The sequence below is a fragment of the Bacillus safensis FO-36b genome (assembly GCF_000691165.1).
Taxonomy (GTDB): domain Bacteria; phylum Bacillota; class Bacilli; order Bacillales; family Bacillaceae; genus Bacillus; species Bacillus safensis.
In genome coordinates, this window is sequence record NZ_ASJD01000001.1 from 105,395 (window position 1) to 118,255 (window position 12,861).

Here is a 12,861-nt window from a genome sequence, read left to right on the forward strand (position 1 = left end):
TACCAATAGATAAAAGGCACTTCAATGAAATGTTTCCTATATTTGTATATAAAAATAGAGACAGGTTTGATTGAAGTAAGAATGGAGCAGGCAGCCGGGGAAAATAAGTATTGAAAATGGAAGATGACTTCAAATGATTTCATGTATAATTGAGAACATACAAAAAACCCTAGAAATCCTTGAACAATCAAGGGATCTAGGGTTTTTTTGCTCTCTCTTAGAGAAGTAAAGAAATTAACGAGAGTAGAACTCAACGATTAGTTGTTCGCTGATTTCAGGCGCTAATTCAGAACGCTCTGGAAGACGAGTGAAAGTTCCTTCAAGCTTTTCAGCATCGAAAGAAAGGTATTCAGGAACGAAGTTGTTTACTTCAACTGATTCTTTCACTACTGCAAGGTTTTGAGATTTCTCACGAAGAGCAATCGTTTGACCTGGTTTCACAGAGAAAGATGGGATGTCTACACGGCTTCCATCAACAAGGATGTGACCATGGTTTACTAGCTGACGAGCTTGGCGGCGAGTACGAGCAAGGCCAAGACGGTATACTAGGTTGTCAAGGCGAGTTTCAAGAAGGATCATGAAGTTTTCACCTTGTTTACCAGGAAGTTTAGCAGCTTTATCATATAGTGTACGGAATTGACGTTCGTTGACACCGTACATGTGACGAAGCTTTTGCTTCTCTTGTAATTGTAAACCGTATTCAGATAGTTTTTTGCGTTGTCCTGGACCATGTGGGCCTGGAGCGTAAGGGCGTTTTTCAAGTTCCTTACCTGTTCCGCTTAATGAAATGCCTAAACGGCGGGAAATCTTCCAACTTGGACCTGTATAGCGAGCCATAATGTGACTCCTCCTTATTGTTTTTATTTGTGAAAAATAAAAACCGTCTGTTCTTCCTCTTTTTCGTCATTATGTTTTCATGCATCCTCGCTCCAGCAGCAGGGAGTTACAAGATGCACCTTCATAATATAGAAGGAACAAAATGATACAAAAAAGCCGAACAAAAAGGCTGCCATATTTCACACAAACTCTATTATATGACGCTGGATAGGAGAAGTCAACCTATTTAGAGGCAGAGGTGACGTTCTCCATTATATAAAGAAACATAAAAAAGCAGACAATGTGCCTGCTTTTTCTGCATGATTACGCATCCATAGAGACGGATAACGCCTGTTGGAGAATTTCTGTAAATTGAATAAGGTAGGACTCATCTACTTCACTGAAGCGGTCTTTCACAGGGCTGTCAATATCGAGCACCCCAATGATCTGTCCATTGACCTTGAGCGGAATGACTATTTCAGATTGCGATGCTGCGTCACAGGCAATATGTCCAGGGAATGCATGGACATCAGCGATACGCTGCACTTCACCTGTCGCAAACGCTGTACCGCAAACACCTTTTCCAGAAGGGATGCGCACACATGCAGGCAGTCCGTTAAATGGTCCAAGCACAAGCTCGCCGCCCTTTGCTAAATAAAACCCTGCCCAATTGACTTCAGGAAGTGAATGATAGAGCAGCGCAGCTGCATTTGCCAAGTTGGCAATCAGATCAGGTTCACCATCTGTAATGGCTTCTACCTGTTTGACAAGCAATTGATAGTCTTTTGAAGGATCGCCAGACTGTTTTTCGACATGAAACATGAAAATCTCCTACTTTCTATCTTAAAAATACATAACTTGCGTCTCGCATGTGGGATTTGTCGAGCAATTGTAAAAGGAACTTCCGCCTTCATCTTGAAGTATGTACACATGAAGAGGGGTGAGCGGATGAAAACATCAACAACCGTGCAAACAAAAGACCGTATTATGGATGCTGCCATCAGACTTTTTAACCAAAAAGGATTTTCTGGAACCTCTGTCCGTGAGATTGCGAAGGAAGCAAACGTCAACGTTGCCCACATTTCTTATTACTTTCAAGGAAAAGGAGGGCTGCTTGAGCAGCTCGTATCCGATTTTTATGAAGGTTACATTCACATGATTGAATCACATCTCCATCACATGGAAACCCGTCATGCAAAAGAATGCTTACTACATGTGGTTTTTGATATTTTATCTTATCAGCACAAGCACCGTCAATTAACCCGTTTCGTTTATCGGGAGGTGACGATTGATTCGACACTCATCAGAGAAATCATGTCGACATATTTAACAAAAGAAAAGTATTTGTTTCAGCTCATCATTGAAAAAGGAAAAAGCACCCATGTTATTTGTGAGCAGCTTTCACTCGCATCCTTTATGATTCAGCTTAAATCACTTCTCATGATGCCATATTTACAGCCGCAATATTTAACAGAGGTGCTTTATTTGAACCCAAGTGAGCCGTATTTCTATCAAATGTACTTTAAGGAGCTGAGCCGCTCGCTTCATTATCTGTTAGAACCAAAAGAGCCGGCACTAGATTCTCATCTGAACCTCATGATGTCCTCGAATTGATCATACGCATATCCGAGATCTTCCGCTTGATGGGCATCAGAGCCGAATATGAGCGGAATTTTTTTCTTTTTTGCAAGGTCTATCATCCATTGATCTAAATAGATACTTCTGGCATATGTTTTACGAAGACCTGATGTATTAAAATCTAAGGACATGCCTTTTTTTGCCGTTTCTTCAAGGCAAAGGGTGACCTTTTGACAAAGTTCAGGTGACATTTCATATGGAAAAAGCTGTTTGAATTTCTGGACAAGGGTGATATGACCGATTCTCTTTGGCTTATATTGGCCTAAAGATGATAGAATAGAAGAATGAATTTGGTCATAGTAGCTTTGATAGACCTGTTCGATGCTGCCATAGATGCTTATTAGCTGCTGGAAGGCATGCTCGTCAAAATCAAGGCAAATATAATCATCGCCAGCAGGAAGAAAGTGAACAGATAAAATGGCGTCGTCTAGTTCTGGACCGTAGCAGTCTAAAAAGGTTCTTGTTTCCTCTTCATACTCTTTGATAAAGTCAACCTCAAGCCCAGTTTTTACTATTAATTGTCCTTTGTATTCTTGTTTCAGCTGAGCCAGTTTCGTTATATACGCTTCAAGGTCTTGGAGCTTCATGGCACTATCCTGCTCAGGTGTTGGATCTTGAAACGATGGAGGCAGCGGGGCATGCTCGGTAAAGGTTATGGAATCAAATCCCTTTTTAATGGCTTTTTCAATATAAGAATGAAAAGAATCAAGCGAACCGTGCGGGCAAAACGGTGTATGTAGATGTGCATCTTGTTTCAGCATGTCGTCACCTCTTGTCGATATTTTGAAAAACGTGATGTTTATCAGCGAAAATAATGAAAAATCATGACCAAAAATGCTGGTTACATGGTATCATAATAACAATGAAAACGACAGCTTCCGCATACATAAAAGCAGGTCACATTGATACGTGTGATCAAATGATAGAAAGCGCACAAATACTTTCTTGAAAAAACATACATAAAACCGTGAATGGATGGTATTGGAAAACATACGATCCTGCTTATAAAAAAACAAATGCAAAGCGGACACGAAAGGGTTCTCAGGTCTACTCGGGACACTTTTACCCTGACATCACTTAGATCACAACAAGGGGGCTCATTATGGAGTTAATCATCGGTTTAATTGTCATTTTGCTTGCTTTGTTTTCAGTCGGTTATTTCCTGCGAAAAAATATATATAAAGAGATTGACCGATTGGAAGCATGGAAAATTGAAATTTTAAACAGATCAATTGTAGAAGAAATTTCAAAGATTAAACATTTAAAAATGACCGGAGAAACAGAGCAATTTTTTGAAAGATGGCGTGCAGAGTGGGACGATATCGTCACAGCCCATCTTCCAAAGGTAGAGGAGCTATTATATGATGCAGAAGAGTATTCTGATAAATATCGATTCTCCAAAGCCAAGCAGGTTCTTACGCACATTGAGGACTTGCTGAGTGCTGCTGATTCGAACATTGAAGACATTTTAAAAGAGATTGCAGACCTTGTCACAAGCGAGGAGCAAAATCGCAAGGACATTGAAAAGGTCAAAGAACAATATCAAACAGTTCGAAAAAATCTGCTTGCGTACAGCCATTTATACGGCACCCTTTATGACAAAATGGAGCAGGACTTAGATGAGGCCTGGGAAGGGATCAAGCAGTACGAAGAAGAGACAGAAAACGGCAACTATATGAAAGCAAGAAAGATTTTGCTTGAGCAAGACCGCAGACTCGATCAGCTTCAGCTGTATATCAATGATGTACCGAAGCTCATTGCAGACTGTAAACAAACCGTACCAGGCCAGCTGACGAAGCTGAAAGACGGATATAAAGAAATGACAGACAAAGGCTACAAGCTCGAGCACATCCAGATCACTAAAGAGCTTGAGAACTTAAACAAACAGCTGACCCGTGCGGAAAAACTACTGATTGATGAACTCAATCTGGAAGAAGCATCAAGCATTTTGCAAATGATTGATGATGCCATTCAGACGCTGTATGATCAGCTGGAAGCAGAAGTAGAAGCAGGTCAGGAAATCAAAAGTAAAATGCCTGAGCTGACGGAAGCATTTGAAAAGCTCGAGCAGGATCACACCCAAACAAAGGCAGAAACAGCTCTTGTAAAAGAAAGCTACAAGCTGACAGCCGGAGAGCTTGATCAACAGAAGGCGTTCGAAAAACGCTTAGAAGAAATTGAAAAGCTCATGAAACAAATTCGCGAGAAGCTTGATCGTGACCATGTCGCATATTCATTATTAATGAATGAAATCAATCAGCTTGAGACCTTTATCGATGATGCAAAAGCATTGCACGATACATTTAAGGATCATCTTCAATCATTAAGAAAAGAAGAGCTGCAAGCGAGAGAAACACTGGCTGAGCTCAAAACGATGCTGACAGATACAGTGCGTCAGCTGCAAAAAAGCAATATTCCAGGTGTACCTGCTGATATGAAAGAGCAGGCTGAAAAAGCGCAGGAGATGATTCAGCAAGTGCACGAGCAGCTGGAGAACCTGCCGCTCAACATGCCAGCTGTGAATGGGCAATTAAAAGAAGCCTCCGACACAGTGAGACATGTTGTGAATGAGACGGAAGAAATGCTCACTAAAGTGGATCAAATTGAACGAATCATTCAATATGGCAATCGTTTTAGAAGCCAAAATCATATTCTTTCAGAACAATTAAAAGAGGCAGAGCGAAGATTTTATGCGTATGATTATAATGGTTCATTTGATGTAGCAGCCTCAGCTGTTGAAAAAGCATCACCTGGAGCCGTTCAGAAGCTATTAGCTCAGCACGAAAAAGAATATCAGCATCAATAAAAAAGCTGAAGTCCATTGATAGGACTTCAGCTTTTTTTGTATTATGATGCCTGTTTCTGGCGTTCTTCTGAAGCAGAAGAAGTGAAAAGTGAGATCACGAACCCAATGGCGACCCCAAGTATCGCAGGGACAAGCCAGCCAATGCCAAGGTCATAAAAAGGCAGCACTGTTTGGAAAATGTCTTTTACTGGACCGATTGGAAGCTTTGCTGCTGCTAAGCCGTCAAATAAGCTGACGCACCCTGTTAAAATTAACGAGAGGACATACACAGGTCTTCTATGTCCAAGCCATTTATCAGCAAGTGATAGAACGATGATCACAATCGCCAGCGGATAAATCGCTGTTAAGACTGGAACAGAGAAAGCAACAATATGAGCAAGTCCAAAGTTAGAAATAATGAAACTAAATAATGTAACAAGTGTCACGACCATTTTATAAGAAAGCTTAGGAAGTAACTTTGAGAAATACTCTCCGCATGATGTGACAAGACCGATACTTGTTGTTAAACAAGCGACTGTGATGGCAGCACCTAACACAATATTTCCTAGACTTCCGAAAAGGAACTGAGAAGACTGAGCTAAGATTTTGCTTCCATCTCCAACGAATCCAATGGCATGTGTACTAGAAGCACCTAGATACGCAAGTGACAGGTAAACGAAGGTTAATCCAGCAGCTGCAATCAAACCCGCTTTGATACAAGCAGAAGCCAGTGCCTTTTTACTTGTCACACCGCGTCCTTTAATTGCGTTGATGACAACAATTCCAAATACAATAGAAGCAAGAGCATCCATCGTTTTATAGCCCTCTAAAAATCCTTTGAAAAACGATCCGTTGCTATAAGATACATCTGGTGTACCAATGACGCCCATCGGTGTCAAAATGGCTTTAACAATGATAATAAAAATGATCGTAAATTTAATCGGTGTTAATATTTTCCCTACACGATCCACGATTTTCGTTGGATTTAAAGCAAGGTAATACGTAATACCGAAAAAGACGAGTGTAAATAAAAGAAGGGACAGCCAAGCTGGTACACTTGATAAAAATGGTAATGCCCCAATCTCATACGAAACTGTTCCTGTACGCGGAATAGCGAAAAGCGGTCCAATGGATAAATATAAAATGACGGTGAATGCTGTTCCAAACACTGGGTGAGCCTTATCTGCAAGTCCTTTTGCATCACGCCCTGTTAAAGCAATTGCAATAATCCCGAGTAGAGGTAAACCGACACCTGTTAATAAAAATCCGCCCATTGCTTTCCATACATTTGTTCCGGCATATTGCCCAAGCTCTGGTGGATAAATCATATTTCCGGCGCCGAAGAATAAAGCAAATAACATAAAACCTATAATAATCGTATCTTTCGTCGACAATGTTGCCTTCATTGAATATAAAGCCTCCAATATTATGTTGAAATATTCTGTTAATTAGCTGCTAAAACGGTTCTTCATTAACATTCACTAATTATAAAGGATGTACGCCTGATGTCAACATGTGTTTTCATACAAAAGTCATGAATTTTTCTATTTTAGTATATGAAGAACATAAAAAAACATCCCTTTCTCTTATGGAAAGGGATGTTTTTAGTTTTGATGCTTGATTAAGCAGGCTGTTTAGGTGGACTCGTAAACAAAGAAATAAGAAGACCAATAATGGCTCCAAGTACGGCAGGGATAGCCCAGCCGATCCCAAGTTTGTATAAAGGAACAACAGCTTCTAAAAATTCAGGTAATCCGCCAAGAGGGATTTCCGCTGCAACTAACCCATCAATCACAGCAAAGACACCTGTGAAAAGGAGTGAAGCGATATAAATAATCCGTCTTCCGTTGATCCAGCGATCAAGAAAAGATAAGAGAATGATCACGATGGCTAACGGATAAATCGCAACAAGAACCGGAACAGAGAGCGAAATAATTTGTGCCAGTCCAAGGTTTGCTACAAATGTACTGAATAAAGATACAACTAAAACTACTGTGCGATAAGAAAAGCGTGGAAATAGCGAAGAAAAATATTCCCCACAGGATGAAACAAGTCCAATACTTGTGGTCAAACATGCAAATAAAATCGCAGCTCCTAACACAATATTTCCAGCAGAACCAAATAAAAAGTTTGCCGCAAGCGAAAGGAGTTTCCCTCCGTCATTTGCCCCGACCATGCCTGTAGCCTCAGGACTTGACGCCCCGACATAAGCGAGTGATATGTACACAAGAGCTAGTCCAGCAGCTGCGACAAGCCCTGCTTTAATACAGGCTGCTGCAATCGATTTTCGTTCTGTCATACCACGTTCTTTCACAGCCGTGACAACGACAATTCCGAAAACGATTGAAGCAAGAGCATCCATCGTTTTGTAGCCTTCTAAAAACCCGGTAAAGAGCGGGCTTCCTTCATAGGTTGGATGCGGACTGCCAATTCCACCCATTGGTGTCGCAATCGCTTTGATCACAATTAAAGCAATGACAGCGAGTAAAATTGGTGTTAAAATTTTACCGATTCGGTCAACGAGTTTCGATGGATTTAAAGCAAGAGCATAAGTAATGCCGAAAAAAGCAATCGAAAACAAGAATAATGGAATCCATGATTCAGACTGCGCTTCAGTCAGAAACGGCGCCAGCCCAATTTCATAAGAAACCGTTCCAGTACGAGGGATCGCAAAGAAAGGCCCAATGGATAAATATAAAATGACGGTGAAAATGGTACCGAATGTAGGATGAGCTTTGTCAGCAAGCCCTTTTGCTCCAGTTCCTGTCAGGGCAACGGCGATGACACCTAAGAGCGGAAGTCCAACTCCTGTCAGTAAAAATCCACCGATCGCAAGCCATACGTTTTCACCTGCGTACTGTCCAAGTACAGGAGGGAATATCATATTGCCTGCGCCGAAAAAGAGTGCAAACAACATTAAGCCGATGGCTAATGTGTCTGTTTGACTTAACTTATTATTCATAAGGTTATCCCCCTATTATTTTATTTTTCCGCCATGTTTAAATATTCTGTCAATTTAGGAAAAAATATGACAATGGCACTATGCATGATATAGTGAATTGATGAGGTTGTCAATATACCGCTTTATATTGAAATAAAAGGAATTCGGATCATATTAGTTAAACGCAAGAGGATAAGGAGTTTCGCCATGATGTATCTTGATAATAGTGCAACCACAAAACCGTACCCTGAGGTTTTACAAGTATATCAGCAAGTGAGTGAACGTTATTTTGGAAATCCATCTTCGCTTCATCAGCTCGGAATTGATGCAAGCCGGCTGTTAAATGAAACGAGAAAACAAATGCTTCACTACACGGGCTTGAAACAATATAAGATTATTTTTACTTCTGGTGCAACAGAAGCGAATAACATTGCCATTAAAGGGGCAGCACTTGCCAAAATGAACCGGGGCAAGCATATTGTGACCACAGAAATAGAGCATCCTTCTGTTATTGAATCGTTTGAACAGCTGAAGGCGTTATTTGGCTTTGACATCTCCTATATTCAAGTAAATGAGCATGGCCATGCAGATATGACTCATTTAAAAGAAGTGCTTCGCCCTGATACAGTGCTTGTCAGCATGATGCACGTCAATAACGAAACCGGTGCCATCCAGCCAATTGAAGAAGCTGCTGGCATTATTCGCGAGCATGCCGAAAACGCACTTTTTCATGTCGACGGGGTGCAGGGAATGTGCAAGGTGGCACTCAATAAACAGCTGGATGTAGACATTTTGACAATGTCAGGCCATAAAATTCATGGTTTAAAAGGCACTGGAGCACTCTTTTTAAAGAAAGATGTCACTCTCGCCCCTTTCATTACTGGGGGAGAGCAGGAATTAGGACTTCGTTCAGGTACTGAAAACCCTGCTGGAGCTGTCAGCTTAGCAAAAGCCATGAAACAATCATTTGAACAGCTTGACAAGTATCATAATGAGATGCTGAACTTAAAAACGCAGCTGCAAAAACAGCTTGGAGAGATAGAAGGTATTGTGATGAATACACCGAGGGCGCAAAGTGCGCCGCACATTGTGAATTTTTCAGTGCCGGGTATTCAAATTGAGGTCCTCCTCCATATGCTTGAAAAAGAAGGCATATATGTTTCTACAACCTCTGCCTGCTCAGCTAAGAAAAAAGAGCCAAGCCGTATCCTGTTGGCAATGGGAAAACCAGAGGAAGTAGCCAAAAGCAGTATGAGAATCAGCTTGACGTATGGACAAGGACCAGAGCTAACGCCGCAAATCATCACATCGATCGCACAAAGTGTGAAAAAATTAAAAGGAATGAGATAACAGCATGAAATATGATCATATTTTAGTCCGTTTTGGTGAGATCTCAACAAAAGGGAAGAATAGAAAGAAATTTATTGAAAAACTAAGACAGCACATTCGATTCGTCCTAAAGGATTTTGAAGCATTAAAGGTTGCATCTGATAGAGACCGCATCACGATTATGCTGAACGGAGAAGACCCTGAACCAATTTCAGAACAGCTCAAAAGTGTATTTGGCATTCAGAGCTTTAGTCTTGCGGTTAAATGTGAGACGAATCTAGATGCGATTAAAGAAGCGGCACTAACAGCGGTACAGGAAGTGTATGAACAAGGAAATACATTTAAAGTCTCAACGAAACGCTCTTATAAACAATTTGAACTTGATTCAAATGAAATGAACCGTGAAATTGGCGGACATGTTCTAAGGAATACGGAAAACTTAACGGTCAATGTGAAACAGCCGGATGTGCATTTACGCATAGAAATCAGAGAGAACGCAACGTACATTACATTTAAAGATGTTAAAGGTGCAGGCGGCCTGCCGGTCGGTTCTAGCGGAAGAGCGATGCTCATGCTTTCCGGCGGCTTTGACAGCCCGGTTGCCGGCTATCAAGCAATGAAACGCGGAATTGAAATTGAAGCTGTGCATTTCTTTAGTCCGCCGTATACAAGTGAACGTGCCAAACAAAAGGTCATTGATCTTGCAGAATGCCTGGCAGCATATGGAGGCGAAGTGAAGCTTCACATCGTACCTTTTACAAAAATTCAAGAGCTGATTCACAAACAAGTACCTGAAAACTATACGATGACATCAACAAGAAGAATGATGCTGAAAATAGCTGACAAAATAAGAGAAAAGCGCGATGCCCTTGCGATTATTACCGGAGAAAGCCTTGGTCAAGTGGCAAGTCAGACACTTGAAAGCATGTATGCCATTAACCATGTGACCAATACACCAATCATCCGCCCGCTCATTGCTGTCGATAAAAATGACATTATTGATGAAGCGAGAAGAATTGGCACATACGATACAAGCATTCAGCCTTTCGAGGATTGCTGTACGATCTTTACGCCGCCGTCCCCTAAAACAAAACCAAAGCTTGAGAAGGTAGAACGCTACGAAAGCTTTGCTGATTTCGAGCCGATGCTGGACGAGGCAGTAGAGCAAATTGAAACAATTATTGTGACAAATGAAAAGAAAGCGGCAGACGAATTCGCTGATTTATTCTAAAACGAAAATTTCATAATAATTACCATAAAATCAATCGCATGAAGTCATGTGTTTCTACACATTCTATATTCACAAGGAGGTGAGAACACATGGCTCAACAAAACAGACAAAGCAGTTCTAACCAATTACTAGTACCAGGCGCTGCACAAGCTATCGACCAAATGAAGTACGAAATCGCTTCTGAATTTGGTGTAAACCTTGGTGCAGAAACTACATCTCGCGCTAACGGATCAGTTGGTGGAGAAATCACTAAGCGTCTTGTATCTTACGCTCAACAACATATGGGTGGCGGATCTTTCTAAGACACACAATTTAAAAGCTATGGCTTATGAGCGGGATCCTTCCCGCTCTTTTCTTTTTGTACATATAAATAGTTAGAATATTTTTAAAAAAGAAGACGGATGAAAAAAATTATGGCATAATACTAGGAGTAGGTCCTAATTCAAGCATTTTTCAGTTATGAGTGTTAGAATAGGTAAATTGAAACATGTTTCGTTTCATAAGAAAGAGGCTAAAAGGAGCTGTACCATGAAAAGAGAAGACTTAATTGCACCAGAACAATATAACTTAGTCAGCGAGATTGAAGCGTTCAGTCATGACAAGGAGAAAATGGCCCTGCACTGGCAGGACGGCAATGGCCACGAAGCGCATGTGACGTATGCAGCATTAGTGGAAGAGGCAAATAAAATTGGACATGTTTTATTAAAAGCAGGCTTCAAAAAAGGCGATAAAATCATTGTGATGGTGCCGCGCATGCTCGAGGCATACAGCATTTATTTAGCGATTTTGAAAACAGGAATGGTCGTGATTCCTTGTTCAGAAATGCTGCGTGCAAAAGATATAGATTATCGAATTGAACATGCAGAAGCAAAGGGAGCGATCGTTTACTCTTCATTCATTCAATCGTTCGACGGAACCAAACAGCCAAACGATTTTAAAACATTCTCAATCGGTGAAAACGATCATGGCTGGAGAAACATTCTAGCGCAAAAAGAAGAGCAATCAAACGAACTTGAATTGGCAGATACAAAGCGCACAGACATGGCGTTTTTATCCTATACATCAGGTACAACAGGGAACCCTAAAGGGGTTGTTCATACACACGGATGGGCGTATGCACATTTACGCACAGCTGCCAAAGCATGGCTCTCCATTAGTGAAGGAGATAAAGTATGGGCAACAGCAGGACCAGGCTGGCAAAAATGGGTGTGGAGCCCCCTCTTATCTGTGTTAGGAAGTGGAGCAGAAGGCTTTGTGTATGGAGGAAAATTCAATCCAAATACATACTTAGAGCTGCTTCAAAAAAATGAAATCAATGTCCTATGCTGTACACCGACAGAATATCGCTTTATGGCAAAAGTAGATGATTTAAGTCAGTATGAGCTGCCAAAGCTGCATAGTGCTGTTTCTGCGGGAGAGCCGCTGAACCGTGAAGTCATTGATACATTCAAAAAGCATTTCGATATAGAAGTACGAGACGGCTATGGCCAAACTGAAAGCACACTGCTCGTAGGGGTGCTAAAAGGAATGGACATCAAGCCAGGCAGTATGGGAAAACCAACCCCTGGCAACGAAGTAGACATCATTGATGAGGATGGAAACATCTGCGCACCTGGAGAAATTGGTGACATTGCGGTCCATCTTGAAACGCCGGCTTTATTTAAGGAATACTATAAAGACGAAGAGCGTACAAAGGCGCAGCGCCGCGGCAATTACTTTATTACGGGTGACCGCGCGAAAAAAGACGAAGATGGTTACTTCTGGTTTGAAAGCCGCAGAGATGACATCATTGTCAGCTCAGGCTATACAATTGGACCGTTTGAAGTAGAGGATGCGCTGATCAAGCATCCAGCAGTGAAGGAATGTGCAGTTGTGGCAAGCCCGGATGAAATCAGAGGATCAATCGTGAAAGCATACGTCGTCCTTCGTGATGGAACTGTGCAAAGTGATGAATTGATCAAAGAGCTGCAAACACATGTGAAAAACACAACAGCACCATACAAATACCCAAGAGAAATCGAATTCATTGACGAACTGCCAAAAACACCGTCAGCGAAAATTCGCCGTGTAGAGCTGAGAGAAAGAGAGCTTGCACGAAAAAATAAATAATGAATAAATGAG

The 12,861-nt window shown here is 41.3% G+C and carries 11 protein-coding genes; 6 read left to right on the forward strand and 5 right to left on the reverse strand.

Going from position 1 to position 12,861, the window contains the following annotated elements; all coding sequences use genetic code 11:
- Window positions 1-234: 234 nt before the first annotated feature.
- Window positions 235-837 (reverse strand): 30S ribosomal protein S4, encoded by a 603-nt coding sequence (gene rpsD / locus BA81_RS00570; RefSeq protein ID WP_024424838.1) that lies wholly within the window; start codon window positions 835-837, stop codon window positions 235-237.
- Window positions 838-1,140: 303 nt separating this feature from the next.
- Window positions 1,141-1,638, reverse strand: a complete 498-nt coding sequence (locus BA81_RS00575; RefSeq protein ID WP_034279549.1) for a GAF domain-containing protein — start codon at window positions 1,636-1,638, stop codon at window positions 1,141-1,143.
- Window positions 1,639-1,764: 126 nt separating this feature from the next.
- Between BA81_RS00575 and refZ the strand changes: the two genes are divergently transcribed.
- Window positions 1,765-2,430: a forespore capture DNA-binding protein RefZ gene (refZ, locus tag BA81_RS00580; protein WP_024426169.1), complete on the forward strand. Its 666-nt coding sequence runs from the start codon at window positions 1,765-1,767 to the stop codon at window positions 2,428-2,430.
- On the opposite strand, the gene hisJ is transcribed toward refZ, so the two are convergent.
- On the reverse strand, window positions 2,400-3,215 hold the full coding sequence (hisJ, locus tag BA81_RS00585) for a histidinol-phosphatase HisJ (RefSeq protein ID WP_034279551.1): 816 nt from the start codon (window positions 3,213-3,215) through the stop codon (window positions 2,400-2,402). The genes refZ and hisJ overlap by 31 nt on opposite strands.
- A gap of 341 nt (window positions 3,216-3,556) precedes the next feature.
- Here hisJ and ezrA point away from each other — a divergent pair, with 341 nt between their 5' ends.
- Complete coding sequence (ezrA, locus tag BA81_RS00590; protein ID WP_034279553.1) at window positions 3,557-5,260, forward strand: septation ring formation regulator EzrA; 1,704 nt, start codon at window positions 3,557-3,559, stop codon at window positions 5,258-5,260.
- Between the two features lie 41 nt (window positions 5,261-5,301).
- Here the strand turns inward: ezrA and brnQ (BA81_RS00595) are convergent, their stop codons facing one another.
- Together brnQ (BA81_RS00595) and brnQ (BA81_RS00600) are read right to left on the reverse strand one after the other, a co-directional pair.
- Window positions 5,302-6,645: a branched-chain amino acid transport system II carrier protein gene (brnQ, locus tag BA81_RS00595; RefSeq protein WP_034279555.1), complete on the reverse strand. Its 1,344-nt coding sequence runs from the start codon at window positions 6,643-6,645 to the stop codon at window positions 5,302-5,304.
- A 215-nt stretch (window positions 6,646-6,860) separates the two neighbouring features.
- Window positions 6,861-8,201 carry a branched-chain amino acid transport system II carrier protein gene (brnQ, locus tag BA81_RS00600; protein ID WP_034279558.1) on the reverse strand — a complete coding sequence of 447 codons (1,341 nt, stop codon included), beginning with the start codon at window positions 8,199-8,201 and terminating at the stop codon, window positions 6,861-6,863.
- Window positions 8,202-8,387: 186 nt separating this feature from the next.
- On the opposite strand from brnQ (BA81_RS00600), the gene BA81_RS00605 reads away from it, so the two are divergent.
- From BA81_RS00605 to mbcS, 4 genes are all read left to right on the forward strand, one after another.
- Entirely contained in the window at window positions 8,388-9,530 is a 1,143-nt protein-coding gene (locus tag BA81_RS00605) for a cysteine desulfurase family protein (RefSeq protein ID WP_034279560.1), read from the forward strand.
- Between the two features lie 4 nt (window positions 9,531-9,534).
- On the forward strand, window positions 9,535-10,740 hold the full coding sequence (thiI, locus tag BA81_RS00610) for a tRNA uracil 4-sulfurtransferase ThiI (protein ID WP_034279564.1): 1,206 nt from the start codon (window positions 9,535-9,537) through the stop codon (window positions 10,738-10,740).
- Between the two features lie 89 nt (window positions 10,741-10,829).
- Window positions 10,830-11,042: an alpha/beta-type small acid-soluble spore protein gene (locus BA81_RS00615; protein WP_024424829.1), complete on the forward strand. Its 213-nt coding sequence runs from the start codon at window positions 10,830-10,832 to the stop codon at window positions 11,040-11,042.
- Between the two features lie 226 nt (window positions 11,043-11,268).
- Window positions 11,269-12,849: an acyl-CoA synthetase MbcS gene (gene mbcS / locus BA81_RS00620; protein ID WP_034279567.1), complete on the forward strand. Its 1,581-nt coding sequence runs from the start codon at window positions 11,269-11,271 to the stop codon at window positions 12,847-12,849.
- Window positions 12,850-12,861: the final 12 nt, after the last annotated feature.

What these genes read in the sequence shown, in the direction of transcription:
- rpsD (WP_024424838.1), bottom strand. Translation starts at nt 837, where the DNA reads ATGGCTCGCTATACAGGTCCAAGTTGGAAGATTTCCCGCCGTTTAGGC.
- BA81_RS00575 (WP_034279549.1), bottom strand. Translation starts at nt 1,638, where the DNA reads ATGTTTCATGTCGAAAAACAGTCTGGCGATCCTTCAAAAGACTATCAA.
- refZ (WP_024426169.1), top strand. Translation starts at nt 1,765, where the DNA reads ATGAAAACATCAACAACCGTGCAAACAAAAGACCGTATTATGGATGCT.
- hisJ (WP_034279551.1), bottom strand. Translation starts at nt 3,215, where the DNA reads ATGCTGAAACAAGATGCACATCTACATACACCGTTTTGCCCGCACGGT.
- ezrA (WP_034279553.1), top strand. Translation starts at nt 3,557, where the DNA reads ATGGAGTTAATCATCGGTTTAATTGTCATTTTGCTTGCTTTGTTTTCA.
- brnQ (WP_034279555.1), bottom strand. Translation starts at nt 6,645, where the DNA reads ATGAAGGCAACATTGTCGACGAAAGATACGATTATTATAGGTTTTATG.
- brnQ (WP_034279558.1), bottom strand. Translation starts at nt 8,201, where the DNA reads ATGAATAATAAGTTAAGTCAAACAGACACATTAGCCATCGGCTTAATG.
- BA81_RS00605 (WP_034279560.1), top strand. Translation starts at nt 8,388, where the DNA reads ATGATGTATCTTGATAATAGTGCAACCACAAAACCGTACCCTGAGGTT.
- thiI (WP_034279564.1), top strand. Translation starts at nt 9,535, where the DNA reads ATGAAATATGATCATATTTTAGTCCGTTTTGGTGAGATCTCAACAAAA.
- BA81_RS00615 (WP_024424829.1), top strand. Translation starts at nt 10,830, where the DNA reads ATGGCTCAACAAAACAGACAAAGCAGTTCTAACCAATTACTAGTACCA.
- mbcS (WP_034279567.1), top strand. Translation starts at nt 11,269, where the DNA reads ATGAAAAGAGAAGACTTAATTGCACCAGAACAATATAACTTAGTCAGC.